We start from the raw sequence: 23,789 nt of genomic DNA on the forward strand, positions 1-23,789 counted from the left end.
AGGCGGGCGCGCGACGGATGCCCGATCCGGTTCCGCGACGTCACGGGCCGGCACGCCTCCGATGCCGGCCTCGCGCTGACCTGACTGCCGGGGTTTGTCGGAACCGGTCGCTCTGCACCGGGCGCAGCGCACGGCGCGCGTCGTCGGGCCGATGACAGCGACGCGAGGCTATACGCCGGCGCGCGATTCCAGCAGGCTGCGCAGGCTCCGGATCTCGTCGCGCAGGGCGCGCACTTCGGCGTGCACATCGGCCTCGATGTGGACCTGGGTGCGGTCCAGCGCATCCAGCGTGTCGGCATGCTCCGCTTGAGACACCGTCTGCATCGCATCCACGATCACGCCGATGAAGAGATTGAGCATGGTGAACGTGGCAAGCAGAATGAACGGAATGAAGAACGCCCAGGCATAGGGGAACTCTTCCATGACCGGTCGCGAGATGCCCATCGACCAGCTTTCCAGCGTCATGATCTGGAACAGCGAGTAGAACGAACGCCCGAGATTGCCAAACCAGTCGGGGAACGCAGCGCCGAACAGATTGGTCGCGATCACCGCGCAGACGTAGTAGATCAGCACCAGCACCATGCCGATCGACAGCAGGCCAGGCACCGCACCGAGCAGCGCGCCCACCACCCGGCGCATCGACGGCACGATGGTCAGCACGCGCAGGACACGCAACACCCGCAGCGCACGCAGCACCGAGAACGGCCCGGACGCCGGCACCAGCGCAATCGTGACCACCGCGAAGTCGAACAGGCTCCAGGGGTCGCGAAAGAAGCGCGCACGGTGCACGAAGAGTCGGACCAGGATTTCCGCGACGAAGATCGACAGGATCGCGCGGTCGGCCAGGCGGATCAGATCGCCGTATGCGGCCACGATCCGGGGCGATGTTTCCATACCGAGCAGGACGGCATTGATGACGATCAGCGTCAGGATGACAGTCTGCACCCGGGGGTGCGCAATGAAGGCGTGCAGATGAGCGCGCAGGCCTCGGTGTTCGGAAACAGGGGTGTCGCGCATGGAAACTCCGGGGAGGGGGCGTCACGCGACCCGGCGCAGCCGGTCGAGCTTGGCTGCGCAAAAGGGACGCGAAACCCGGAATGCTATCTGCCGGCAGCTGTCCGCGCAGCAACTGGATGCGCCGCCTCCGCTCGCGCCACCGGTCGCTAGACTGGTGGGGACACGCCGCAGCCTGGAAGGTCGAGATCCCGTCATCTGCAGACGCGCGGCGGCGGATGGATTCGCCTGTGACGCCAAGGGCGTCTCAGTCGGCGCTTTGCCACGCGATGTAACGCCGTCGCCAGCTCTTTGCCAGCGCACGGGGCGGATCCGCGTAGAGCGGCGCGCCCAGCGCACCTGCGCGTGTCGCCAGTGTGCGCTGCCGTGCTCCGATGGCGGTCTCCAGCGCGGCGGCCGCGTCGGACGGGACATCGGCCATCGCGCGCACGTGCGCGGCCAGGACGGCGAGGTCGTGATGCTGGCCGAGCACCTCGCCCAGTGCCGCGGCGCAGGCCTGCGTCGCGCGCATCGGACCGGGCCAGATCGGCTGCAGCAGGCGCAGATGGAAGGCGTGGTCCTTGGTGCGTTTGCGCCAGTCGTGAAAGGCGTCGTCGTCGGCCTTGTCGCAGGCCGCGCGCATCGCCTTGCGGGCGCGTCGGTAACTCGACTTCAGCCCGGTCCCGAACGCGTCGAAGCCGTCTTCGGCAAGTCGCCATGTGTCGATCCGCACCAAGGCGTCGCGCAGCGTACCGCGCGTCTCGTTCAGCAGATCTTCGGGATCGTGGGCCGTGGCGATTGCCTGTCGCTGCCGCGCGAGTTCCTGCCGCACGGGCGCCCAGTCGTTGGATCGGGTGGTGGACGTTGCAACGACATCGTCGAAGGTTTCAAGGCGCACGCCGGCATCGCGCTGCGGCCCGAGCGGCGCCGCGATTCCGCGGAATGCGGCGTTCTCCGTGCGGTAATCCTCAAAGCCGGGACGCACCAGGCGCAGCAGGCCGCGGATCTTCTTGATGCGCTTGCGGACATCGTGGATGGCCTCCGCGCGATCGACAGCAGCCGCGTCGATACTGCGAATCGCAGCCTGCACCTGGTCGCGCGCGATGCGACGCAATGAAGCCTGCGCTTTGGAATCCTTGCGTCTGATGCGATACGCCATGCTGTCCTCCCGCCGAGTAGGACGGAGGTCTAACACCTTCCGCGTGAGCGCACTGGAACGCGGCGATGCGCATGACCTCCGCTACGACGCACCGCCGTCCGCGTCGTCGGGTGTCGGGCTCGCCACCCGCTGCACGCGCGCACGGTAGGCGCGGACGTTGTCGCCCTGGATGCGCGTCGCCTGCGTTCCGGTGATCTTGCGGATCTTGACGTCGCTGCCGGTCACCGGCTTGGCGTCGATATCCGTCTCGCGCTCGAACGCGTGCGACTTGTCGGTGTTGCGATAGAAACGGTACAGCGCCCAGTACAGCGCAGTCGCGCCGGACGGGCCGACGAGCAGCAGCCAGAGTCCACTTTCGTCGCTCATGACATGCCCACCAGAATCATGATTGCAATGCCCTCGAGAACGGTGCCCACGGTCAGCGCGGCCAGCAGCAGTTTCCACTGCTGCACCGGCACGCTGCCCATGGTTTCGCCGGTCCGGCCGTTGACCGCGATGTAATGCAGCAGGCCGCCGTTCTTGCCTGGCTGGTGATACGAATACAGCCACACCGGCAGATACATCGAGACCCAGCGCGTGCCATGGACGTCGAGTCGTTCCTGTTCCCAGCGCACGCCGCGGTCGTAGCGGCGCGTCGAGGCTTCGACCTGCGCACGGGCGATCGACAGCAGCTGGTCTTCCAGGCGCGGCCGAAGGTGCTCCACGTTGCTGTTGCGCTTTTCGGACGTGAAACCGTGGAGATACGACGCGTTCCACTTCACCGCGTTCTTGGTGTCGAACGGCAGGATCGTGTTGATGATGTTGTTGGTGTTGACGTTGACGTCCAGGTTGCCGCGCGCGTTGGACGACTCCAGCGGCAGATCGTCGACGGTGAACTCGACATGGCGTTCGACCTGGTACACATCGGCGTCGTAATAGGTCTTCCTGTTGTTCTTGGTGCCGCGCGTGTACTGGCGCGTCTTGATCTCGCCCTTGCCGGTCACCGACGCGCTCGCGCTGCCGTCGACGATCATGTAGGGCAGGTACACGCCGACCACGTTCTCGGGCGTGAACTCGTCCTTGAACGCCTTGAGCGCGAATAGCCGTCGCTTGTCGACGAACTGGCGGATGCGCGCAACCGCGTCGTCCTTGCGGATGTGGAACGGCAGCACCGCATCGGGCACTGCGCCGTTGGCGATCTGCTCGTTGACGCCGAACACGTGGCGGCACCAGTGGCAGCGCGCCGTCATCGTACTTTCGGTGTTGACCGTGACGTCCGCGCCGCAGCCGGCGCAATGGAAGGTCATCAGGTTGGCGGCATCGGCCTCGATGTCACGCGCGCCGGACGCGATGACGGTGCCGCGCAGATCGGTAATGCCGTCGCCGAAGCCGAACGCTTCCTCGACGCGTTCGCCGTGCCATTCGTTGCGGCAGTACAGGCAGACCAGGATGTCGGTGCCGGCGCGCTGGCGGATATCGGTCGCGCCGCATTTCGGACAGCGGTTGAGGCCGTCCTCCAGTGCCTCGGCAGTGGTGTCGATGGCCAGCGGGTCGGGCGCTTCGAGCTCGTCGCGGATCGGGTCGGGCAACGTGGCCGGATCGACCGGCACGGTGCCCGGCAGCGGCGGCACATCACGCGGCGAACCCGGGCCGTCGACGGGGCGAACCGGCAACGGCGGCGGCAACTTGGTGTCGGACATGGTCGTGCCGTGCGGCTTAGAGGCCGAGTGCCTTGGCCTTGGCGGCGTCGTAGTCGTCCTGGGTGATCAGGCCGAGATCAAGCATTTCCTTGGCTTTCTTGAGCTTGGCCACCGCGTCCTCCGCCGCGGGTGCGGCCGGCGTCGCCGGCTGCTGCAGGCTGCCGATGCCACCGGCCATGCCTGATGCCATGCCCAGCCCCACGAGACCCGCAGCGCCGCTGTGTTCGCCGGCCGACTGCATACCCTGGGCGACGCTCGCCTGCAGGTTTGAATTGCCGCGCGAGCCGGCGAGGGCATCGGCGCGCTGCACGGTCTTGAGCAGTTCGCGCGTGTTGGCGTCGTACTCGATCGAAACGATGGCGGTCTTGACGATGGCCAGGCCACGGTCGGACTTCCACTGGTAACCCTGTTCGACAGCCGCCGACAGGCTCTGCGCGAAGCCCAGCGAATCCTGCTGCAGCTTGGTGATGCGATTGCCCTTGCTGGGGTCGTTCGTGTACAGGCTGAAGGCCGGCGCGAGCGAACCCACGACTTCGTTGAACAACTGGCTGGCCGCCGCGTTGTCGATGTCGGTGAAGTCGAACACCTGGCCCGGCGCGAGATAGCGCGCCGGTACGAAGTTCTTCACGAACAGGATCGGGTCGACGATCTTCAGCGTGTAGGAACCCCGCGTCAGCGCGCCGACCTGGGTGCCGAGGAAGCCGTCGTCCCAGTAGATTTCCGACTGCGTGCCGAAGCGGTTGTCCGGCAATTCCTTGAGCGAGACGAAGAACGCCGCCTGCTGGCCGCCCGGCTGGCCGCCGAACTTGAAACGTTCCCAGCTCTGCCTGATCAACGGGCTGACGATACCGTCGCCGGCAAAGATCGACTGCGAATTGAGGTCGTCCGAGCGCCACTCGTAACCGCCGGGCTCGGCGACGAAGCCGGTGATCGCGCCGTCCTGGAACAGCAGCAGGCCGTAACCTTCAGGCACGACGATCTTCGAGCCGTTGCTGATGATGTTGGACGAGCCGCGCGTGTTCGAACCACGGCCGGCGTTCGTGCCCTGCGGCACGGCCGCGAACAGCGCCGCCGTCGACGGCAGCCCGGTCGGCACCGTCAGGAAGTCCTTCCACTGGTCGGCCAGCACGCCACCGACTGCACCCTTCACCGCCTGTACCAGGCCCATGACAATTCCTTTCAGTTCGTTATCGGGCGCGGCGCCCGCAGGAGGGCCGGACTATACCGTCGCGCCCGTAAACGACCGCCAGTGCAGGTCGTCATGCGGCGCAGCCTGGAGGGTGTAGCCACGTGCCCTTGAACCAGCGTTCTAGGCGCGCTCAGCGGGTCGCGCGCGTGTCTGCGCGGCCGGCCCAAGGTGCCAATCGCGCCAGCCAGCGTGGGTGCCAGGCCAGCGTCATCGCGACCAGGAATGCGGCAGCGGCCAGCGACATGATCCAGACCAGCGCCGCCATCGAGGCATGATCGCTGGCGAGGCACAGCGCCAGCGACACGGCGAGTGCGACGCTGCCCAGTCCCCGCAGCACGCGTGCGCGTTCCGGCGACACTGGCGCGCCCCAGACCTGCTGGCCGTGCGCTGGCATGGCCAGCGCCAGCCAGGCCATGCCGAGCACGCTGGCGAGCAGGGCCGCTGTCAGCAGCCAGGCGGCGTGGGACGCGTCATGCATGGGCGTGCTCACGGCGGGGGTGTTCTGCGGCTGCCGTTGCTACCGCGCGACGGCGTAGATGCAGACCGGTCGCGCCGGCGACGGTAGCGGTCACCAGCAGGACGAGATCGACGCCCGCCACCGGCCAGTAGCCGGCACTGATCGTGCGCAGCAGATGGTCGCCCGTGGTGATCCAGTTGAGTACGACGGCCGCGAGTGCCAGCACAGCGATCGCGCCGCACTGTTCGCGCCAGGCCGGGTTCGCCAGGCCGCGTGCGACCGGTGCGCTGCGCAGGCCCGCATGCAGCAGCGCGAGCGCCCAGGTGCCCCAGAACGCGTAGCGTTCCCAGTCGCCACGCGCGGGGAGATCGTCCGGCAGCAGGCGGTTGGCGACGAGGATGCCGAGCGTTGCCGCAACCATGCCGGTGATCATCGTCACCGCGAGTGCGTCGACGATGCGTGCGCCCTGGCTGACCTGTTTCGCATGCTGGCGCTTGCGCTTCTCGACGAAGAACACGAAGCCGGTGGCGATGCACACCGCACCGAGCAGACCGCCCAGCACATACAGCCAGCGCAGCAGCCAGTGGCGGAAATGCTGCAGGTGCAGGCCGGTCAGGAACTCGGCGACTTTGCCAACCGGCGTGGCGACGGGATCCTCGCGGATCAGCGCGCCGGTCGAGGCCTTGAAGTGGATGCCCTGGCCGACCAGCGCGATGCGATCGGTGCCGGCGCGGTACACGCTGACGTAGCCGTTGGCATCGCCGACGTGCTGCAGGACGAGGAAACCGACATCGCCGGCCATGTCGCGCGCCTCCCAGCGGCGCTGCGCCTCGGCGACCATCGCGTCCACATTCGCCAGTCCGCCGGGCACGCCGGCGCGCCGATGCGGCAAGCCGAGTTCACTCGCTTCGGTCGCGGCATGCAGATCGTGCAGGTCATGCAGTTGCGTGTGGCCGACCGGAAAGAAATACGTCGCCGAAAAAATCACCAAGCCGGTGAACGCGAAGAAAAAGTGGAACGGCAGCGCGACCACGCCGGTGAGGTTGTGCAGGTCCAGCACGCTGCGCAGGCCGCCCTTGCCGGGGCGGAAGGTGAAGAGTTCGCGGAAGAACTTGCGGTGCATCACCACGCCGCTGACCAGCGCCGCCAGCATCACCAGCGCCGAGAAGCCGACGATCCAGAAGCCGAGGTTCTTCCAGTCCAGCGTCAGGCTGTAGTGCATCGGATAGAAGAAGCCGCTGCCGATCTTGAGCCGGTCGTCGGGCAGGGCGGCGCCGTCGCGCGGATCGATGGTGCCGAGCGCAAAGATCGCCTCGTCGGGATCTTTCGCGCCCGGCACCTGGAAGCCGGCGAACACGGCGACGACCGGATCGCGGTGGGTGGTGTAGGCACTCCAGTTGGCCACGGTGTCGAAGTGCGCGGGCATCGGGCCATCGACGCGCGAGCGCATCGCATCGACCGCCTGCGGCGTGGGCTGCATGCGTTCGAACGCCGGCCGCAGGATCTGCTCGAAGGACGGCATCGGCTGTGGCTCGAAGCGCGTGGACGGAATCGCCCAGCGGTCGATCTCGCGGTCGAACACCGACAGCGCGCCGAAGAAGAACGCCGCCATCAGCACGAAGCCGAGCACCAACCCGAACCACGTGTGCAGCCACGCCATCGCCTGGCGGAAACTCTGTGCCGCCATACCCTGGGCGGCCATCAGACGATGCTCGCCTGGAGCAGCGACGCCATGCCCGTCAGCAGCGCGCCGCCGCCCGCCAGCAGCACCCAGGCCAGCAGCAGCCGGCGCGTGGCGAAGGTCCACAGGAACACCGTCAGAAACACCAGCAGGCCGACGGCGCTCGCCAGGAACTCGGCATCGTGGAAATCCATGCCCGCCTTGAACAGCAGCGCGGCGCCGGCGGCGATGACGCCCCAGGTAAAGGCATAGCCGCCGAACACGGCGGCGCCGATGCGCGCGGCGAGCCGCAGGCGTGGGGTGGGGGAAGGCAAGTTGGCGGCGTAGGACATGGCGGCGGCGGTGTCGGTATCAGTCGAAGAAAAACGGATCAGAAGCGGTAGTTCAGGCTCAGCGTGTAGTGGCGCGGCGCGCCGTAGTAGCCGCTGTAGCGCAGGGTGTTGATGTAGGTCTCGTCGCCGACGTTGTTGACGTTGAGGCGCAGCGTGGCGTTGGGCTGAAAGTCCCAGCCGACGAAGCCGTTGAACACCGCATAGCTGTCCTGGCGCACGGTGAAACCGCTGGTCTCGACATTGGAGATGTCGCTCTGCCAATGACCGCCAACGCCGAACGACAACGCTTCGTAGCTGGGCAGCCGCGCGCTGAGCACGAGATTGGCGGTGCGGCGCGGCACCCAGCGATAGGTGTCGTCGCCGTCCTGGCCGGTGAGCTTGAGCGCGGTGTAGCCGACGACGAGATCCACGTGCTCGCTCAACCGGCCGGTCGCTTCGAGTTCGAAGCCCTTGGATTCGACGTCCACGCCCTCGTAGTAGAACTGGCCGTTGTCGTTGTAGCCGGCGCCGGTCGCCAGCCCGTTCTGCTCGGCGCGGAAGACCGCGAGCGTGGTCAGCAGGCGCTGGTCGAGCCAGTCGGCCTTGACGCCCACCTCAAAGTTCGCGCCCTTGGTCGGGTCGAGATAGCGGCCATCGGCATCCGACTGGCTTTGCGGCTGGTAAATGTCGGAGTAGCTGACGTAGCCCAGCACGTTCGGGCTGAAGTCGTAGGTCAGGCCGGCGTACGGACTGGTCTCGCTTTCGGTCTGGTCGAAGGTCACGCCGTAGTTGATGCCGTCGCGCTGGTACTCAGCGTAGTTGAAGCCGACGACGGCCTTGAGGCGATCGGTGAACGACAGGCGGGTGGCGCCGTAGACGCGCTTGAGGCGCTCGTCGAGGGTGCTGTAGACCGAGCTTGCGCCCCAGACCGGCTCCGGCACCACGTCGCCGCCCCAGGGGAAGCCCGGCATCGGGATGTAGCCGCAGGGCGCGCCACTGCACAGCGCACCCGCGTATTCGGAGTTGATGTTTTCGCTGCGCGACCAGCCGACGCCGAACATCAGTTCCTGGTCGCGTCCGAACATCTGGAAATGACCGTTGACCGTTGCCGAGACCAGATCGGCAGTCAGCTCGTCCTCGCCGCCCCAGGGATAGCCGTACAGGCCCAGATTGGTGCCGGGCTCAAGACCTGTGCCGTTGAAGTCGGTCGCGTAGAACAGGCGGTCGTCATTGCGGATATCGCGGCGGTTGTAGGCCAGCTTCAGCTGCCAGTCCGCGCCCAGCTGGTGCACGTATTCGGCGAACGCGGTCTGGCTGGTGGTGTCCCAGAAGGTCCAGTCCTGCGTGGTGGACGCGCCGCGGTCCCAGCGCGCCTGGGTGCCGTCGCTGTACATGAAACCGAGCGCGCCCCACATGTTGCCGTTGGTGCGCACGTCCTGCCACGAGTAGCCGAGCGTCAGCGTGCCGTTGTCGCCGATCTGGCCGTCGACGACGCCGTAGACGAAGTCGCGGCGGTCGTCCTTGCCACGCAGCCAGGAATCGCCTTCCTCGTGCGCGGCGACGATGCGACCGGCCCAGCGGCCGTCGTCGGTGAACGGCGTCGAGTAGTCCACTTCGGCGCGCGTCGTGCCCCAGGAGCCGACACTGATACCGGCGCTGCCTTCGGCATGGTTGGTCGGACGCTTGCGCACGTAGTTGATCGTGCCGGCGGCGTTGCCGACGCCGGTCAGCAGACCGTTGGCGCCGCGGATCACTTCGAGCTTCTCGTAGCCGAAGGTGTCCATCGCGCCGGTGACGATGCCCCAGCCGTTGGGCAGGCCGACGCCGTCGATCTGGGTGTTGGCGATGTCGAAGCCGCGCGCGGTGAAGTTGGTGCGGTTGGTTTCCCATTCCTCGACCTGGATGCCGGTGGCCAGCCGTAGCGCCTCGTTGAGGCTGTCGGCGCCGAACTGCTGCATCTGCTCGCTGCTGACGACGCTGATCGACTGCGGGGTGTCCTTGATGTCGAGATCGAGGTTGGTCGCGCCGTTGCTGACGCGGCCTGCGCGCTGGGAGACGACGAGGATCGTGTCCAGTTCGGTGGCGTCGGTCCCGCTGCCAGCGGCGTCCTGCGGCGCGGCGAAGGCGGGCAGCGCGCCGGTCGACAGGGCGAGGCCGATGGCCAGGGAAAGAACGGCGTTGGCGGGCGTGCGGAACGGAGCGACGGACTGCGGACGAAGCATGGACGTGGGAACCTTGCGGGACGCGGGCGGGGAGGGAAACGATCGGGTTCGGCGGGGCGCGCAATTCCGGCGCGGTGCCCGCACGTGCAGTCCCGCTGCCGAAGGCAGCATTGGGTGATCGGTTCGCGTGTCCTCGAAAAGCCGCGTTGGGCCCGCGATGGCGGCGTCGGTTGCCTGCCCGCTCCGCGGGCGTATGAAACTGCCCGCGCATTAAATGCGAATGGATGTCATTACGCAAGGTGTTTGTTGCGTCACCGCGTGTGTCGGAGGTGTTGGATGAGGCGGAGCCTGCAAGGCGATCTCGCGTCCCATCGGAACAGGGCGGCGCTTGACGTGTTAGGGCCGCGTCTGGCCGCCCATGCCTGATTGCGGGACATGCAGCGTGATCGTTCTTCGGTGTCCCGTCAGTGTCCAGCGCGTGCGCTGCGCACACGCAATCCGGAGACGCGTCCTGACACGCGTTCGGCCGCGAGGCGCCCTGTCTCACATCGCCAGAACGCGGTACGGCGGGAGAATCGTGTTTTCAATCTGGAGTGGCTGATGCGCCTTGCCCCCTTGTTGCTCGTCGCCGGCCTGTCCGTGCCCGCGGTGGGCGCGACTGCGCTGCCGAACGAGCCGGTTGCCGCCGTGGATCTCGCGCGCTACGCCGGCACCTGGTACGAGCAGGCGCACCTGCCGATGTTCTTCCAGCGCAAGTGCCTTGCCGACACCACAGCGCATTACAGCCCCAACGCCGACGGCACGCTCGAGGTGGTGAACCGTTGTCGGACCCGGGACGGCAGCTTCAGTGAGGCGCGCGGTGTCGCCCGTATGGTCGATGGCCGCAGCTCGACGCTGGAAGTGCGGTTCGCGCCGCAATGGCTGTCCTGGCTGCCGATGGTGTGGGGCGATTACTGGGTAATCGCGCTCGACGAAGCCGAATATCGCTGGGCGATGGTGGGCGCGCCGGGTCGGGACTATCTGTGGATCCTCTCGCGTGACCCGCAGCTCGATCCCGAGGTCCGTGCCCGCCTGATCGAGCAGGCGCGGGCCATGGGCTATCCGGTCGAGAAGCTGATCGACACGCCGCAGGTTTCACAGGAGGCGGCGGAGGCGCGGTGAGCGGGGCCGTACGCTGGGCGCATTCCGTCCCACGGACAACGGCGTCTGCGACGCGCTGCATCCGCAGGCCACGGAGGCCGGCCCGGTTTTCGCGTGGGCCGGGCCTATCGAAGCGAGGGCGACTGCGTGTCACAGGGTTACGCGCACGCGCTCCGGCAGAGACAGGCTCAGATCACGAAGGCGCGCAGCTCCGCCATCTTGCCATCGTGGAAGCGCCAGACATCGGAGTACGCATGGCGCGTCTGGCTGCCATCGGCCGCGGTGGCGGTGATGCCGCCCAGCGCGATCACGAAGTCCTCTTCGGCAATGAGATGGTCAACCGTGAACACCGGCGGCTGGGCATAGGCATCGGCCATCCACGCGCGCACGGCGTCCTTGCCGTCCAGTGTCGACACGCCCACCGTGGTCCACTGGATATCGTCGGTGCAATACGCCAGAAACCCTTCAATGTCCCCCCGGCTGATCGCCGCGTTGGCCTGCCGAAGGGCGCTTTTATGCTGGTTGGACATGGCGGCGCTTCGTCGACGTGGAGCGCAGACGATACCGGCACCAGGCCGCCCGTGGTTGAAGCGCGGCAGATCGCATGGTCCGTGCATTCAGGCGAGCGCCGCGACAAGGCGCACGGCCGTGGTGCAGCGCGTCCGGCGTCTCGGCCAAAGCAAGGGTGACGCGGGATCGCGCGGCGCCACCTTGCGATCAGAACCGGTCTTCGACCGGCAGATAGCGCCACGCGCCAACCGGCATCTTCGCCAGCGACACGCGCCCGATGCGCAGGCGCCGGATCCACACGACGCCGAGCCCGACCTGCGCGCACATGTCGCGCAGCTGGCCGGGCCGCACGCCCTTGATCGCGAAGCGCAGGCGCACTTCGTTCTGCCAGCTGACCTTGCACGGCGGGAGCGTATGGCCGTCGTACTGCAGGCCGTGCTTGAGGCGCTGCATGCCGTAGAACGGCATCTCACCGCTGACCTCGACGACGAACTCCTGCTCGATCCCGTCGAGATCTTCAGTCAGGCGCCGCCACACGCGACCGTCCTGGCTCAGCACCATCAGTCCGCTGGCCTCGGGCTCCAGCGGCGCGAGTGGCGTCAAGCGGTGGAAATGCCGTTGCAGCAGGCGCACCTCGGTCGGGTCCTCGCTCCAGCGCGTGCCCGCATCGACGTAGGGCAGGGCGGCGTCGGATGTGGAGAACGCATCGAGACCGGCAGGCTTGTGGAACAGGATCGTCGCCGGTTCGGCCACTGCGAGCCGCGCGGCTGCGTCGAGTTCGACCGCTTCGGTGGTCACCATATGCTGCGGCATGTCCACGACGCGACCGTCGACCGACACCCAGCCGCCTTCGATGTACTGCTCGGCTTCGCTGCGCGAGCAGCGGGCGAGTTCGGAGACGCGTTTGGCCAGTCGGACGGGGGCGGACATCGGGCACAGCCGGCAATCGGGGCGGGCAGTGTAGCGAGCGGGGCTGGTCCACGCGTTCGTCGCGCGTCGCTGATGCGCGCACTGGTGCTGGAACAGGCGTTTTCGGCCTGGATGTACCGGCCCGTTGCACACCGGTGGGGGGAGTGCGTTTCAGCAACGGTAGAATTGCGCCTCTTCCGAACCGCCCTGTTGGATCGATGATCACCAACGACGTCCTGCGCAGCATCCGTTACATGCTCGACCTGAGCGACCAGAAGGTCGTCGATCTCGCCAAGCTGGTGGATCCCGACTTCGCCCTCGACAAGGACGACGTGCGTCCGCTTCTGTTGAAGGAAGACGAACCCGGCCATGTGGCCTGCAGCGACAGCGTGCTCGCGCACGTGCTCGACGGGCTGATCGTGCACCGCCGTGGCCGCGACGAACGCCAGGCAGTGCGCCCGGTCGAATCGCGCATCAGCAACAACGTGGTGCTGAAAAAACTGCGCGTCGCATTCGAACTGACCGATGTCGACATGCACCAGATCTTCGCCGACGCGGGCTTTCCGATCTCCAAGCCCGAAATGTCGGCGCTGTTCCGCCAGGCGGGGCATCGCAACTTCCGCCCCTGCGGCGACCAGCTGCTGCGCAACTTCCTCAAGGGGCTGACGCTGCGCGTGCGCGGCGGCTAGAGGCGCGCGTGGAGGCGGGCCGCTTCTGGCGGGCGCCTTCCAGACACGCGCTCGCGGATGCCGCTGGCCTCAGCTGGCGCCGAAGTTGAGCGCACGTGCCCCCCCCGTTGATCCTTCTCCCTCTGGGAGAAGGTGCCTGAAAGGCGGATGAGGGTGCTTTTGAACGCCTTCGGTCGCAGCGCCAAGCCTCACCCGACACGCGCTGTGCGTCGACCTCTGCGACAAGTCCGGGCAGGCGCTCTTTCGGGAATCGAGGCGCGAGACGCTTCGACGCAGCGCGTGCGCACCTGCACGGCAGGAGACGCGCCTCAGCCCTGATCCAGCTCGTAGTGGATCAACACCACGCACTGCGAGGCGAACAGCATCTTCGGACCGAGTGCGATCTTCTTCGCGCCCATGCGCTCGAGGCCGGGAATCGTCTTCTTCGGCATCGGAATGTGGTCGGTCAGCAGGAAGCAGGGATTGTCCGCGAACGCCTGCTCGCGGATCGGCGTGCCCTTGCGGTCCATCAGAAACAGCTGATGGTCTTCGGCCAGCGTCTGCACCAGACGCTCGAAACTCGTGGTGCGGACCTCGACGCCCGATTCCACCGGTCGCGTCTCGTCCTTGCCCATGCCGCGCGAGACGTCCAGCGCCTTGGCGATCTTGCCCAGCAATGCGCGCTCGTCGAAGCCACCGATGTCGTGCATGGCGTTGACCTCGAAGCGGATCGTGCGCGAGAAATCCCGCGTGCTTTCCAGCACCAGGTAGACGGTGACATCGGGGCGGTGCGACTGCGCGACGAACATCGCGTTCATCAGCGTGTGCGCGAGAATTTCGGTATGCGCGTCCTGACCGACGGATGCCAGCAGGGCGTGGCTGTCGGTGGGCGCGGCGCGAGCGCGGAGTACGAAAGTTCGCATGCGTGTCGAAGATGTCCGTCGTCGAATCCGATGCCGGCGATTCACCGCGCATCGCCGATGCAAGCGTGGCTCAGGCGAAGCCGGGGGCGTACGGACGCAAACGGATCGTCAGGTCAGCGACCGGATGCCGTCGCGCGGAGCGACATGGCCGGAACGCCATGCCGGGCGGCACGTGCCGCCCGGCGCTGCGATCAGGCCGACTCGGAACCGGAATTCTGTTCCGGGTCTGCGGTGCCCTTGGCAGCGTCGCGTTCGGCGCGCTTCTTCGCGTCCTTCTCGTCCTGCTTCTTCTTCTTGGCGAGTTCGCGCTGACGCTTTTCGAACGAATAGTTGGGCTTGGCCACGGAAACTCCCTTGGATTGAGCGGGCTAGTGTCTCATCTGGGAGGTGTTCGCATCCAGTTTCGCCATTCAGGCTTGAAAACCGGTCCGCGGCGCGACGCGCCACAGGCCGGAATCGGAAGCTGGACGATACTCAGCCGCGCAGCCGCACGATCTGGTTCTGCAGCGTTTCGATCTGGCCGCGAAGATCCGCGTTCTCGCGCTCCAGTTCGGTGACGCGGCGCTGCAGCGCCTTTGCGTCGGGCGCCGGCGCCGCGCCCTCGGGAGTCGTCCCGTCCTCGCTGCCGGGCTTCGGACGCTTCTTGGCATCGCGTGCGCGCTTGGCGGCCTGCTTGAGTTCGTCCTTGCCGGCCTGGGCGGCGCTGCGCTGCTCGTCTTCGGGCAGGCTGGCGACCGCGGCGGCCGCGCTCATCGAGATCGCACCTGACTTCAGGGCTTCGACGAGTTCGGGCGTGGCCTGGGCGTGGATGCGCTCGATCATCGCCACCTGGTTGCTGCTGAGTTTGGCTTCGCGCGCGAGCTCGGCGCGGCTGCCCTGCGACGGCGCGTCGTCCCACGGCGGGCGGTCCTCGGTGTCCTCGACCGGCGCGTCCTTGGCGGGCGCAGTCTCCAGTGCGGCAATGCGCTGTGCCTGCTGTCGCGCGGCGACGATGTCGCGCTTGCGCAACGCGAGCACGCCGCGCTGGTAATCCGACAGGCTGCGACGGCCGAGATGCTGCTCGATCATCCACAGATGCACGTCCTCCATCGACTGGAAGCGCGTGTTCTGGACGGTGTTGAACGGAATGTCGTGCTTCTGGCAGATGCCGTAGCGGTTGTGGCCATCGACGAGCACATCGCCCCAGAGCACCAGCGCGTCGCGACAACCTTCGGCGAGCAGGCTGCGCTCGAGCGCCTCGTACTCGTCCGGAGTCAGCGGATCGATGTAGGCCTTGAGTTCTTCGAGAACGACGATGTGCATGCAGGGCGACCGCGACGAGGGGCGCGCATTGTAGGGGCGTCCGTTCGCGGATGTTGAGACTTGCGTGGGGTCGCCTTACGTGCGCACGCCGTCGCTTGGACGCGGCATCCGGAGACGCCGCGCCGCCACGCGCACGGCGTTCGAAGCGCGTGGTGGCGCGCTGTGTGGTTCAGCGGCGCAGCAGGCGCCGGCGACTGGGCGCTGCGCTGCGCGCGATGAGCGTGGCGCTGCCAACGGTGATCGCATCCTCGACCGCGCCGGTGGTCTTCTGCCCGAAGCGGCGGATCGCGCGGACGCGCAGATTGAAGCTCACATAGGCCATGCCAACCGCCGCGCCAGCGCCGAGCACGGCAGCCAGCGGACGCTGTTCGCGCGGCGCCAGGGCCATGCCCGCGACTGCGCCGGTCACGATGCGCGCCAGCATCCCGGCGGGCACGATGCGATCGGGGGCGTCTTCCATCTTGTCGCCCGCCAGTTCGCCGGCGGCGAGCAGCTTGGCGCCGGTCGAGGCCAGACGGTTCGACAGAAGCCGCGGTGCGCCGTTGCCGCGGGGCAGCGTGCCGTTGCAGGCGGCATTGGCCACGGTGGCGAGCGGCGTCATCGCACGCATGCCCGCAACGGCGCCCATGAGAATCGAGTGGATCAGTGCCATCGTGAGTGTCCGTTCTGTGCCCGCGGATGCAGGCCGAAACGGATCATCGCCGGGGCGGTCGTGAATCCAGTGTCGTGAGGCACGCGCGCTCGACCGAACCCCGGACGTTCACCGCATGCGCGCGCCACGACGCAGCGCCTGTCTGACTCGCATGCGGAGAGGCGGCACGAATAGCCGGCGCGCTGAAGACGCACGCGCTACAGGGTGGAAACGTCCCTGACGGAAGAGACGATGATCAGGGGGCTCTGCGAATGCGCGGCGCGCCGCTGCGGGCCCGGCATGTCAATGCGAAAACGGTGCCTGCGTGCCATCGCCAACGTCTTCCCAGCGCCCCGAGCGTTCGGCTTGCGGGCAGATGCGAAGGTAGGTCCACCAGGCCCCCATTTCATCGAGGCTCCATCCGGTCAGCTGTCCGCCGCAGTAGGGCGTGGGCCCCGGGCAATAGCCGGGGGTGATGGCCGGCGTGGATGTCGCGTAGTCAGGGATCGGAAACCACGCGCGCGGGCTGTGCCGCATGCCGTGGCGGCAGAACACGAACGGATCGCCCGCACGCCACCGCAGGTTCTGTTCACCAGTCTGATCCTGGGCACGCCCGTGACCGGGCATCAGCACGGCGGCCGCCAGCACCAGTGCGCATGCACGTAGGCGAAAGGCCATCGATCCGGTCCTCTTGAAGCGGGAGCACCAGCGTATGTGCGATCTCCGCTGCGCAAGGCCGGGCGGTGCCCGGCGCGCGAGTCAGGAGTTGCCGTGCTTCGCCGTCGGTCAGCTCTTCCGGTCTGGGGCTTGCAGCCACCAGTCACGGCGGGCGTCGGTCCCCTGGAAGCTCCAGGCCAGGAACCGGCTTTGCTTGTTGCCCTGCGCCATTGCGACCTCGCGCACGTCCAACGCACCGGCCTTGCGCAGTTCGGCACGCAGCCCCGGCAGATGCGCCGACTTCGAGATCAGACTGCTGAACCACAGCACCTGTGATCCGAAATCCACGCTTTCGCGGATCATCTTGCGCACGAACCGCGCTTCACCGCCCTGGCACCAAAGCTCGCCGTCGCGGCCACTGAAGTTCAGCGGCAGCTTGCGCGAGGCACGCGGCGGACCGTCCGAACGTGCTGCCAGATTGCGGCGTTTGTCGCGGCCGCTGCGGTTGGCTTCGGCCGCCGACGCATGGAACGGCGGGTTGCACAGCGTGGCGGCGTATCGATCCCCCGGGCGCAGAACACCGTGGAGCAGATGGCCGCGCAGCGTCTGAGTGCGCAGTTCGATCGCGCTGCCGAGCTGGTTGCCGCGCACGATCGAATCCGCAATGCGCAGCGCCGTCTCGTCGATGTCCGAGCCAACAAAGTGCCAGCCGTACTCGGTGTGTCCGAGCAGCGGGTAGATGACGTTCGCACCGGTGCCGAGATCGAACAGTCGCACGTCATCGCCACGCGGGATGTCGCCGTCCCGGTCACCTGCGAGCAGGTCGGCAAGCCCGTGGACATAGTCTGCGCGGCCCGGCACCGGTGGGCACAGGTACGACTCTGGAATTTCCCAGTGTTGAATGCCGTAATCGGCTTTCAGCAGCGCCTGGTTGAGAAAGCGCACCGCGCGCGGATTGGAGAAATCCACGCTGGTGTCGCCAGCAGGCGTGCGCACGAGAAAAGGCTGCAGTGCAGGCGTGACCCGGGAGAGCCGCTTGAGGTCATACCGACCCTGGTGGCGGTTGCGCGGATGCATCAGCTGCGGTTCTGTGGGGGACTGGGAACGTGACATGCCGCTATTGTGGACCGCATGGGCACTATGCAGTGAAGAGGCGCGTGCCGCGAAGTGTGGTGCCTCGTGATCTCCTGATGCGCCACGACGACAATGCGTCGCGTCATCTCCCGCCTTTGCGCGCGGCGATCCACTGGTCCAGCCGGCTGGCGAACGCCTGCCGGTCACGCGCATGCAGGGCAGCGGGTCCGCCGGTCTGCACGCCGGCGCCGCGCAGTTCGTCCATGAAATTCCGCATCGACAGGCGCTCGGCGATGTTGTCGGGGGTGAAGCGTTGCCCACGCGGATCGATCGCATCGGCGCCGCGTTCGACCACGCGCGCGGCCAGCGGAATGTCCTGGGTGACGACGAGATCGCCTGGACGCGCACGCTCGGCGATCGCGTCGTCGGCCACGTCATAGCCACCGGAGACCTGCAACGCGCGGAGATAGCGCGAACCCGGCGTGCGCAGCCACTGGTTGGCGACAAAGGTCACGTGGACCTGCGCGCGTTCGGCGGCGCGGAACAGGATGTCGCGGATCACGACGGGGCAGGCGTCGGCATCGACCCAGATCTGCGGCGGTGTGTCGGTATCGGCGTCGTCTGCGTGCATCGTCATCCAGCGGGTCGAGGCGGATGCGCGGGAATTCCAGCCATTTCCGCGCGCTTTCGAAGTGTACGGGCGTCGAACGCGCAAGGCCGCCGGTTTGCACCGATCGGTCGCCACCGGTATCGTGAGTCGCGTGACATCGCTGCTGCACCGTGTGTTCTACCGGTGCCTTCTGCAGCATTTCCCCTTCGTTTCACTGCATCCAAGGAGTTCGTCCATGGAGATCGCCGTTGCGCGCGTCGCCACGTTCCACTACACCCTCACCGACGACGACGGTAACGTCATCGACAAGTCGGCCGAAGGCAATCCGCTGCCGTATTTCCACGGTGGCGGCAATATCGTCCCGGGCCTGGAGCAGGCGTTGGAAGGCCACAAGGCCGGCGATGCGCTCAAGGTCGACGTGAAGCCCGAAGAAGGCTACGGCCTGCGCAACGACAGCCTGGTCCAGGCGGTGCCGCGCCAGGCGTTCCAGGGCATCGAGACGATCGAGCCCGGCATGCAGTTCCAGGCCCAGGGCGGCGCCGGGCCGATGCTGGTGACTGTGGTGGAGGTGGGCGACACCGAGGTCAAGATCGACGGCAACCATCCGCTCGCAGGCAAGACCCTGCATTTCGCGATCGAGATCGTCGCCGTACGCGACGCAACCGACGAAGAGAAGGAAGTCGGTCAGGTCGTCCAGCAGGCCGCCTGACCGCGTGCGCCGCCCCGGCGCGTCGCGACGGGGCGACGCGTCTGGGCACTGCGCGAGGAGGCCATCTCCCGGATTGCACGGGTTACGAAGCGCTGGCGCAGCAGCCCCGAACTGGCGGCGCGATCATCGTTTGGCGACGTCGAGGCCCATCTGCCAGAAATCGGCTTCCAGCCGCGAGGCCTTGCCGAACAGCGCGGCGAGTTCGTCGAAGCGTCCCGGGCCGAGATACCGCGCGCCGAGATCGTCGAGATGGCGCGAGGCATTGGCGGCGACCGCCTGGTAGGCATCGCCGGCGTATTCGGCGATCCAGTCGCGATACGGGTGCCCGTCGAGCGCATTGACACCGTCCGGCGCCAGTGCACGGCCGATCTCCGCGTAGCCGAGCACGCATGGCGCCAGTGCGACATGCAGGTCGAGCAGATCGCCGGACATGCCGCAATCGAGGACGAATCGCGTGTAGGCGACGGTGGCCTGATGCTCGGGCGCGGCCTCGATGTCGGCCGGCGACAGACTCCAGCGCTTGCACAGGCGCACGTGCAGATCGAGTTCGACATCGACGATCGCCGACAGCCCGTCCTTGGCGGCGCGCAGGTCGGCGAGCGTGCGGCTCTTGTAGGCGGCCAGCGCATTGGCGCGCGCGAACTGGATCAGGAACAGGTAGTCCTGCACCAGATACATGCGGAATGCGGCCTCGGGCAGCGTGCCGTCGCCCATGCCGCGCACGAACGCGTGATCGACGTAACTGCGCCACTCGGCAGGCGCGGCAGCCTTGAGACGTTCGAACAGCGACATCAGGCGTCGCCGTCCGCGTAGGCCGCGTCGAAGAACGCGAGTTCGAGCTCCACGGCGCGCCGGAAGAAATCCTGCGCAAGCGCCGCGTCGCCCGGACCCACGCGGTCGAGCTCGGCCTGCAGGAACGCGACGAAGTCCACGAACACCGGGTTGTCGTGCAGCGTGACCCATTCGGCGTGGACGAAATTCGTCGGCAGCGGACGTGGTACACGCTGCGCCCAGTCGAGATACAGGCCCTCGGCGACGTTGAGCACGGCGAGCGCCGCGGCATAAGACCGCGTTTCCGCGGCCTCGCGCATGATTGCCTTGAACCCTGCGGTGGGCGCGGTGTCGGGCGTGCGCGAGCGCGTGTCGGTGTCCACGCCCAGCGCATCGAACGCGCGCAGGAAGTAGGTGTTCTCCTCGCCGCAGACCATGCCGACGAAACGGCCCAGCACCAACCGCGATTCGAAGCGGTCGCTGCTGGCGATCGCCGCGCCCAGCAGCACCAGGAAGCTGTCGAGGAAGCGATGGTCCTGGATCAGATAGGCGGCCATCACATCGTCGGCGATGCGGCCTTCGCCAAGCTCCTGTACGAAGCGATGTTCGACGGCGCGGGTCCACGTGGTCTCGCAGGACTGGCGCAGGGATTCGCTGAAACGCAGGGTCATGACACCTCCAGTGCTGGGTGCGACAGGCGCGCGCAGGGCAGCGGACGCTGCGGCATACCGTGTGTCGCTGGCGAGGCGTGATTGTGGTACAGCGTGGCGACCGCGTCCAAGGCGTGGCGCGCGATGGCGGCGTCACGTTTTGGAGGATGCGCGCTCAGGAGGCGACAGGCGGTGCCGGTCGACCGGCAGCCGAGCGCCGCGCGCGCCTGATCAGGCCATGGATATACGCCATTTTCTCGACCACGGGCGGCGCGATCACGAACGGATAGATATCCGGATGACCCATCGTGCGGTTGAGGCTGTTGATGGCCCAGGTCAGCGGCAACCAGGCCTCGACCAGACGCTGAATGTCGGCGACGCGGTGCGGATCGAACGACAGGTCGGTTTCCATCAAGGGATCGTCGGCCACATCCGGTGCGATGCGGATACCGAAAGCCGACGCCATCTCCAGCGTGTCGATGATGTGCAGGTAATGCGCCCAGGTTTCGGCCCAGTCTTCCCACGGATGCATCGTCGCGTAGGGGCTGACGTGCGCGGCCTGCCAGTCGTTGGGCGCACCGTGGTCGTAGTAGAGCTGCAGCGCATCGCTGTAGCTGCGGCGGTCATCGCCGAACAACGCACGGCAGCGCGCGAGTTCGTCTTCGCCCGCGTCACGCACCAGCCGGTCCCAGTAATAGTGGCCGATCTCGTGGCGGAAATGCCCGAGCAGCGTGCGATACAGCTCGCCCATCGCGATGCGCGTGGCTTCGCGCGCGGCGTCGTCAGCCTCGGCGAGTGCGATCGTGATGTGGCCGTTGTCATGGCCGGTCATGACCTTGGGGCCGGTTTTCGGGTCGGCCAGGAAATCGAATGACAGTGGCCGCGGATCGCCGCTGCCGGGTGCAGGCGTCGGCAGCTGCAGGCGCAGCAGCGTGTAGAACAGGCGGCGCTTGGCGACCTCGATCTTCTGCCAGTCGGCCAGCCGCTCCGCATCGGCGAGATTGGGGATCGTGCGGTTGTGCCGGCAGGCGAGGCAATACCCGCTCGGATCGCTGGTGGGCAGCAGCCAGTTGCAGGCCGAATGCGTGGCGTTGCGGCAGAACTTGAAGCGTGCGCCGGGCCGCGCGGGTGTGATCCATTCGCCGGCATCGAGATCGAGTGCTTCGAGCGTCAGCGTCTGCGGCAGGAAGCCCAGCGTCTTGCCGCAACGCAGGCACGCGGTGTTCTCGAAGTACAGCACCTGCTCGCAATGCGAGCATTTGAACAGTTGCATTGCAGGATCGCTCCGGGATCAGGCCGCGTGGCCGAGATCATCGTCGAACGTGAGAGCGGCGGAAGATTCGAGATCAGCCCAGACGCGCAGCGACAGTGTACGCAGCGGCCTGTAGCTGGTCAGAAACGCCACGTCGGCGGCGTCGCGGCCATGCGCGATCACCACGCGTCCCCCGCGCGGGGCGGACTGGGTGGCGTCGAAGGTGTACCAGGCGCCGCCGAGATAGGCTTCGAACCAGGCATGCATGTCCATCGGCTTGAGGTCATGCAGCCAGCCCACAACCATGCGCGCGGGAATATCGAGCGCGCGGCACAAGGTGATGCCGACATGCGCGAAATCGCGGCAGACGCCGGCGCCGTGCGCCAGGGTGTCCTGCGCGTCGGTGCTCGCGTTGCTCACGCCGTAGCGGTATTCGAGATGCGTGGCGATCCAGCGGCGGATCGTCTCGGCCTGGGCGTAGCCCGCCGCAGCGTCGCCGACCACCTTGCGGGCCTGTTCCCACATCGCGCCACGATCCGAAGGGCAGTAGCGGCTGGGCAGGAGGAACTGCAGGGTCTCGGCCGGCAGTGCGCCGGGATCGATCGCAGGTGCGTCGGGCGTCACCCGGATATCGGGCGTCGTGTCGACAGTGGTATCGATCCGCACCCGGGTCAGACCCTTCGGCACCACGAAACGCTGGCAGCGGTTGCCGAAGCTGTCGACGTGCTCATCGAACCCATGACTGCGGGCGAAGCCCGAGCGGTCGTTGATGCGCCACGTCGCAACGCCGTCGCGCGGGCGCAGCATGGCGATGACCGGGCTGATCGTATCGGTTTCGATCGAGAGTTCGCAGCCGGCCTGGACACGCATTGCGGGGGAGCTTCCTTGAAGGTGCGCCACGGTAGGCGCGAGTTCGTGCAGCGGACGTGGAGAACGCCGGTTCAAGCGGCGCGCTCATGAAGCGGAGCACAAGGGATGACCGTCGATGAGGCACGGCACGGGGGCGCGGGATGCTGGAACACGCGCGTACGAAAAAGCCGGCTCTCAGGCCGGCTTTCGCGTACACGCGCGGTGTCTGGTGGGCGGTACAGGGATTGAACCTGTGACCCTTGCCGTGTGAAGGCAATGCTCTACCGCTGAGCTAACCGCCCGGATCATTCGGAGAGGCGGGCAAACTGCCTGGACCGTCTCCGCAGCGCTGGACCCGTGAGGGGCGGCGCGATCGGGACGCGAATTCTACGGGTGATTCCGGTTGGCGACAAGCGGGTGTTGCGGATCGGTTCGGAGCGTGCGGAATGCACTCCGGGCTCGGCCTGCCGGGCGCCGGTCGTCAGAAGCTCCGGCACTGCAGGAAACGGGTCTGCTGATCGCTGCCCGGCGGCGGCGTGAGCTGTAGGCGCGACGAGGTCAGATCCGGATGGCGCAGCACGAGGGCGCAGATCGCGTCCACGCTGGCCTGATCGTCGACCCGGGCAACGAAGACCTGCAGCGTCGAACCCGTTGCCCAGATCGCACGGTCCACGGCGGGCAGGGTGGCCAGTGCGCGTGACAGATCGCTGCGCTGGGTCTCGATCGGCGCGTGCGGCGGCGCTTCGATGCGGACCGGCGCGGCTGGCGCAGCGACCGCGGCAGGTGCCGGGACAGCCGGCGCGGTCGCGCGCGGGGTGTCGGGCAGTGCGAGAAATGTCGCCACGCCGGCCAGCAAGGCGAACAGCCAGGCGAGCAGGGCACGCTGTCGCGCCGCGGCGCCGGTCCTGGCGCGGATCGCCTCGAGCTCGCCAGGTGGCATCAGGTCGCGCAACTCCGGCCACAGGGTCGCCCCGTCGAGCAGCTCGATGCGCTGTTTGCCCGCGGCGCCGCGCGCTTCGGTGTCGATCCTGCCCTGGGTGACCAGCAGGCCGCCGGCGGCGCTCTTGAGCAGCACCTCACTCGACAGTGCCTGCACCGCGTTGCGCCCCAGCACATAGGTCGAGCCGTGCTTGCAGGAAAGCAGCCAGCGGGCACCTTCGCGTTCGAGCATGTAGTCGCGGTCGCCCGACACATCCTCCAGATCCACCACCTGCACGTAGCCGCGGCGGCGGAGGGCCTGCAGCACCATGCCGATGAAGCCGCGCCACGAGATCGCCGACAACGCGACGATGCCGGCCGCCGCTTCATCCCGGCGGCGCTGGAACGTGAAGAAATAGAACGAGGCCGCACATCCGATGGCGATCGCCACTCCGATTGCGGCGATCCACTGCGTGGTCATGCCGATGTCCGTGTCCGCTTGCAGGGCGGCAGGATACCCGAGGGGGAGCGCCGGCCAGCGTCGGATCGGCGCGGTGGCAGACACCAAGACCCTCTTCCGCAGGC

The 23,789-nt window shown here is 67.4% G+C and carries 26 protein-coding genes and 1 tRNA gene; 3 read left to right on the top strand and 24 right to left on the bottom strand.

Translation table 11 applies throughout. The features are described 5' to 3' along the window. Positions 1-168: 168 nt before the first annotated feature. The 9 genes from J2X52_RS03970 to J2X52_RS04010 form a co-directional block, all read right to left on the bottom strand. Positions 169-1,017 carry an ion transporter gene (locus J2X52_RS03970; RefSeq protein WP_310149058.1) on the bottom strand — a complete coding sequence of 283 codons (849 nt, stop codon included), beginning with the start codon at positions 1,015-1,017 and terminating at the stop codon, positions 169-171. Between the two features lie 244 nt (positions 1,018-1,261). After that, a complete protein-coding gene (locus J2X52_RS03975; protein WP_310149061.1) occupies positions 1,262-2,152 on the bottom strand; it encodes a CHAD domain-containing protein in 891 nt (296 codons plus the stop codon). Positions 2,153-2,233: 81 nt separating this feature from the next. Further along, positions 2,234-2,518 (bottom strand): hypothetical protein, encoded by a 285-nt coding sequence (locus J2X52_RS03980; RefSeq protein ID WP_310149063.1) that lies wholly within the window; start codon positions 2,516-2,518, stop codon positions 2,234-2,236. Further along, complete coding sequence (locus J2X52_RS03985; protein WP_310149066.1) at positions 2,515-3,831, bottom strand: TFIIB-type zinc ribbon-containing protein; 1,317 nt, start codon at positions 3,829-3,831, stop codon at positions 2,515-2,517. Before J2X52_RS03985 ends, J2X52_RS03980 begins: the two co-directional genes overlap by 4 nt. 16 nt (positions 3,832-3,847) lie before the next feature. Further along, entirely contained in the window at positions 3,848-4,999 is a 1,152-nt protein-coding gene (locus J2X52_RS03990; RefSeq protein WP_310149069.1) for an SPFH domain-containing protein, read from the bottom strand. A gap of 151 nt (positions 5,000-5,150) precedes the next feature. Continuing rightward, a complete protein-coding gene (locus tag J2X52_RS03995) occupies positions 5,151-5,498 on the bottom strand; it encodes a DUF3325 domain-containing protein (RefSeq protein WP_310149072.1) in 348 nt (115 codons plus the stop codon). Beyond that, on the bottom strand, positions 5,491-7,179 hold the full coding sequence (locus J2X52_RS04000; protein ID WP_310149076.1) for a PepSY-associated TM helix domain-containing protein: 1,689 nt from the start codon (positions 7,177-7,179) through the stop codon (positions 5,491-5,493). Before J2X52_RS04000 ends, J2X52_RS03995 begins: the two co-directional genes overlap by 8 nt. After that, the gene (locus J2X52_RS04005; protein WP_310149079.1) at positions 7,179-7,490 is read right to left on the bottom strand and encodes an iron uptake protein; all 312 of its coding nucleotides are present in this window, start codon (positions 7,488-7,490) and stop codon (positions 7,179-7,181) included. Before J2X52_RS04005 ends, J2X52_RS04000 begins: the two co-directional genes overlap by 1 nt. A 38-nt stretch (positions 7,491-7,528) precedes the next feature. Further along, entirely contained in the window at positions 7,529-9,691 is a 2,163-nt protein-coding gene (locus J2X52_RS04010) for a TonB-dependent siderophore receptor (RefSeq protein WP_310149081.1), read from the bottom strand. 540 nt (positions 9,692-10,231) lie between these two features. On the opposite strand from J2X52_RS04010, the gene J2X52_RS04015 reads away from it, so the two are divergent. After that, entirely contained in the window at positions 10,232-10,792 is a 561-nt protein-coding gene (locus J2X52_RS04015; protein ID WP_310149084.1) for a lipocalin family protein, read from the top strand. 167 nt (positions 10,793-10,959) lie between these two features. Here the strand turns inward: J2X52_RS04015 and J2X52_RS04020 are convergent, their stop codons facing one another. Together J2X52_RS04020 and J2X52_RS04025 are read right to left on the bottom strand one after the other, a co-directional pair. Then, the gene (locus J2X52_RS04020; RefSeq protein WP_310149087.1) at positions 10,960-11,301 is read right to left on the bottom strand and encodes a nuclear transport factor 2 family protein; all 342 of its coding nucleotides are present in this window, start codon (positions 11,299-11,301) and stop codon (positions 10,960-10,962) included. A 187-nt stretch (positions 11,302-11,488) separates the two neighbouring features. Beyond that, on the bottom strand, positions 11,489-12,211 hold the full coding sequence (locus J2X52_RS04025) for an rRNA pseudouridine synthase (protein WP_310149090.1): 723 nt from the start codon (positions 12,209-12,211) through the stop codon (positions 11,489-11,491). Positions 12,212-12,408: 197 nt separating this feature from the next. Between J2X52_RS04025 and J2X52_RS04030 the strand changes: the two genes are divergently transcribed. Beyond that, a complete protein-coding gene (locus tag J2X52_RS04030) occupies positions 12,409-12,879 on the top strand; it encodes a DUF1456 family protein (protein ID WP_310149093.1) in 471 nt (156 codons plus the stop codon). Between the two features lie 308 nt (positions 12,880-13,187). On the opposite strand, the gene trmY is transcribed toward J2X52_RS04030, so the two are convergent. The 7 genes from trmY to J2X52_RS04065 all read right to left on the bottom strand — a co-directional run bounded on the left by trmY (position 13,188) and on the right by J2X52_RS04065 (position 18,076). Beyond that, complete coding sequence (gene trmY, locus J2X52_RS04035) at positions 13,188-13,781, bottom strand: tRNA (pseudouridine(54)-N(1))-methyltransferase TrmY (RefSeq protein ID WP_310149096.1); 594 nt, start codon at positions 13,779-13,781, stop codon at positions 13,188-13,190. Positions 13,782-13,972: 191 nt separating this feature from the next. Then, the gene (locus tag J2X52_RS04040; protein ID WP_310149098.1) at positions 13,973-14,125 is read right to left on the bottom strand and encodes a hypothetical protein; all 153 of its coding nucleotides are present in this window, start codon (positions 14,123-14,125) and stop codon (positions 13,973-13,975) included. A 130-nt stretch (positions 14,126-14,255) separates the two neighbouring features. Continuing rightward, positions 14,256-15,083 carry a plasmid replication/partition related protein gene (locus J2X52_RS04045; protein WP_310149101.1) on the bottom strand — a complete coding sequence of 276 codons (828 nt, stop codon included), beginning with the start codon at positions 15,081-15,083 and terminating at the stop codon, positions 14,256-14,258. Between the two features lie 169 nt (positions 15,084-15,252). After that, positions 15,253-15,735 (bottom strand): DUF4126 family protein, encoded by a 483-nt coding sequence (locus J2X52_RS04050; protein WP_310149104.1) that lies wholly within the window; start codon positions 15,733-15,735, stop codon positions 15,253-15,255. Positions 15,736-16,017: 282 nt separating this feature from the next. Then, positions 16,018-16,392, bottom strand: a complete 375-nt coding sequence (locus J2X52_RS04055; RefSeq protein ID WP_310149107.1) for a hypothetical protein — start codon at positions 16,390-16,392, stop codon at positions 16,018-16,020. Positions 16,393-16,500: 108 nt separating this feature from the next. Continuing rightward, entirely contained in the window at positions 16,501-17,658 is a 1,158-nt protein-coding gene (gene rlmF / locus J2X52_RS04060; protein ID WP_310149111.1) for a 23S rRNA (adenine(1618)-N(6))-methyltransferase RlmF, read from the bottom strand. Then, positions 17,588-18,076, bottom strand: a complete 489-nt coding sequence (locus J2X52_RS04065) for a YaiI/YqxD family protein (protein ID WP_310149114.1) — start codon at positions 18,074-18,076, stop codon at positions 17,588-17,590. The genes rlmF and J2X52_RS04065 overlap by 71 nt, the downstream gene beginning before the upstream one ends. Positions 18,077-18,290: 214 nt before the next feature. Between J2X52_RS04065 and J2X52_RS04070 the strand changes: the two genes are divergently transcribed. Next, entirely contained in the window at positions 18,291-18,764 is a 474-nt protein-coding gene (locus J2X52_RS04070) for a peptidylprolyl isomerase (RefSeq protein WP_310149116.1), read from the top strand. A 123-nt stretch (positions 18,765-18,887) separates the two neighbouring features. Here J2X52_RS04070 and J2X52_RS04075 read toward each other — a convergent pair whose 3' ends face one another. The 6 genes from J2X52_RS04075 to J2X52_RS04100 all read right to left on the bottom strand — a co-directional run bounded on the left by J2X52_RS04075 (position 18,888) and on the right by J2X52_RS04100 (position 23,685). Next, positions 18,888-19,556 (bottom strand): TenA family protein, encoded by a 669-nt coding sequence (locus J2X52_RS04075; protein ID WP_310149118.1) that lies wholly within the window; start codon positions 19,554-19,556, stop codon positions 18,888-18,890. Then, entirely contained in the window at positions 19,556-20,206 is a 651-nt protein-coding gene (locus J2X52_RS04080) for a TenA family protein (protein WP_310149121.1), read from the bottom strand. The genes J2X52_RS04075 and J2X52_RS04080 overlap by 1 nt, the downstream gene beginning before the upstream one ends. A gap of 154 nt (positions 20,207-20,360) precedes the next feature. Continuing rightward, a complete protein-coding gene (locus tag J2X52_RS04085) occupies positions 20,361-21,458 on the bottom strand; it encodes a putative zinc-binding peptidase (protein ID WP_310149124.1) in 1,098 nt (365 codons plus the stop codon). An 18-nt stretch (positions 21,459-21,476) separates the two neighbouring features. Then, positions 21,477-22,307 (bottom strand): transglutaminase domain-containing protein, encoded by an 831-nt coding sequence (locus J2X52_RS04090; protein ID WP_310149127.1) that lies wholly within the window; start codon positions 22,305-22,307, stop codon positions 21,477-21,479. Positions 22,308-22,513: 206 nt separating this feature from the next. Next, a tRNA-Val gene (locus J2X52_RS04095) sits at positions 22,514-22,588 on the bottom strand. Positions 22,589-22,767: 179 nt separating this feature from the next. Continuing rightward, positions 22,768-23,685, bottom strand: a complete 918-nt coding sequence (locus tag J2X52_RS04100) for a restriction endonuclease (protein WP_310149130.1) — start codon at positions 23,683-23,685, stop codon at positions 22,768-22,770. Positions 23,686-23,789: the final 104 nt, after the last annotated feature.

The organism is Luteimonas sp. 3794 (genome assembly GCF_031456825.1).
Lineage (GTDB): Bacteria > Pseudomonadota > Gammaproteobacteria > Xanthomonadales > Xanthomonadaceae > Luteimonas.

Excerpts from the sequence above, each read along its gene's own strand:
- J2X52_RS03970 (WP_310149058.1), bottom strand. The coding sequence starts at position 1,017 with ATGCGCGACACCCCTGTTTCCGAACACCGAGGCCTGCGCGCTCATCTG.
- J2X52_RS03975 (WP_310149061.1), bottom strand. The coding sequence starts at position 2,152 with ATGGCGTATCGCATCAGACGCAAGGATTCCAAAGCGCAGGCTTCATTG.
- J2X52_RS03980 (WP_310149063.1), bottom strand. The coding sequence starts at position 2,518 with ATGAGCGACGAAAGTGGACTCTGGCTGCTGCTCGTCGGCCCGTCCGGC.
- J2X52_RS03985 (WP_310149066.1), bottom strand. The coding sequence starts at position 3,831 with ATGTCCGACACCAAGTTGCCGCCGCCGTTGCCGGTTCGCCCCGTCGAC.
- J2X52_RS03990 (WP_310149069.1), bottom strand. The coding sequence starts at position 4,999 with ATGGGCCTGGTACAGGCGGTGAAGGGTGCAGTCGGTGGCGTGCTGGCC.
- J2X52_RS03995 (WP_310149072.1), bottom strand. The coding sequence starts at position 5,498 with ATGCATGACGCGTCCCACGCCGCCTGGCTGCTGACAGCGGCCCTGCTC.
- J2X52_RS04000 (WP_310149076.1), bottom strand. The coding sequence starts at position 7,179 with ATGGCCGCCCAGGGTATGGCGGCACAGAGTTTCCGCCAGGCGATGGCG.
- J2X52_RS04005 (WP_310149079.1), bottom strand. The coding sequence starts at position 7,490 with ATGTCCTACGCCGCCAACTTGCCTTCCCCCACCCCACGCCTGCGGCTC.
- J2X52_RS04010 (WP_310149081.1), bottom strand. The coding sequence starts at position 9,691 with ATGCTTCGTCCGCAGTCCGTCGCTCCGTTCCGCACGCCCGCCAACGCC.
- J2X52_RS04015 (WP_310149084.1), top strand. The coding sequence starts at position 10,232 with ATGCGCCTTGCCCCCTTGTTGCTCGTCGCCGGCCTGTCCGTGCCCGCG.
- J2X52_RS04020 (WP_310149087.1), bottom strand. The coding sequence starts at position 11,301 with ATGTCCAACCAGCATAAAAGCGCCCTTCGGCAGGCCAACGCGGCGATC.
- J2X52_RS04025 (WP_310149090.1), bottom strand. The coding sequence starts at position 12,211 with ATGTCCGCCCCCGTCCGACTGGCCAAACGCGTCTCCGAACTCGCCCGC.
- J2X52_RS04030 (WP_310149093.1), top strand. The coding sequence starts at position 12,409 with ATGATCACCAACGACGTCCTGCGCAGCATCCGTTACATGCTCGACCTG.
- trmY (WP_310149096.1), bottom strand. The coding sequence starts at position 13,781 with ATGCGAACTTTCGTACTCCGCGCTCGCGCCGCGCCCACCGACAGCCAC.
- J2X52_RS04045 (WP_310149101.1), bottom strand. The coding sequence starts at position 15,083 with ATGCACATCGTCGTTCTCGAAGAACTCAAGGCCTACATCGATCCGCTG.
- J2X52_RS04050 (WP_310149104.1), bottom strand. The coding sequence starts at position 15,735 with ATGGCACTGATCCACTCGATTCTCATGGGCGCCGTTGCGGGCATGCGT.
- J2X52_RS04055 (WP_310149107.1), bottom strand. The coding sequence starts at position 16,392 with ATGGCCTTTCGCCTACGTGCATGCGCACTGGTGCTGGCGGCCGCCGTG.
- rlmF (WP_310149111.1), bottom strand. The coding sequence starts at position 17,658 with ATGCGCGTGACCGGCAGGCGTTCGCCAGCCGGCTGGACCAGTGGATCG.
- J2X52_RS04065 (WP_310149114.1), bottom strand. The coding sequence starts at position 18,076 with ATGCACGCAGACGACGCCGATACCGACACACCGCCGCAGATCTGGGTC.
- J2X52_RS04070 (WP_310149116.1), top strand. The coding sequence starts at position 18,291 with ATGGAGATCGCCGTTGCGCGCGTCGCCACGTTCCACTACACCCTCACC.
- J2X52_RS04075 (WP_310149118.1), bottom strand. The coding sequence starts at position 19,556 with ATGTCGCTGTTCGAACGTCTCAAGGCTGCCGCGCCTGCCGAGTGGCGC.
- J2X52_RS04080 (WP_310149121.1), bottom strand. The coding sequence starts at position 20,206 with ATGACCCTGCGTTTCAGCGAATCCCTGCGCCAGTCCTGCGAGACCACG.
- J2X52_RS04085 (WP_310149124.1), bottom strand. The coding sequence starts at position 21,458 with ATGCAACTGTTCAAATGCTCGCATTGCGAGCAGGTGCTGTACTTCGAG.
- J2X52_RS04090 (WP_310149127.1), bottom strand. The coding sequence starts at position 22,307 with ATGCGTGTCCAGGCCGGCTGCGAACTCTCGATCGAAACCGATACGATC.
- J2X52_RS04100 (WP_310149130.1), bottom strand. The coding sequence starts at position 23,685 with ATGACCACGCAGTGGATCGCCGCAATCGGAGTGGCGATCGCCATCGGA.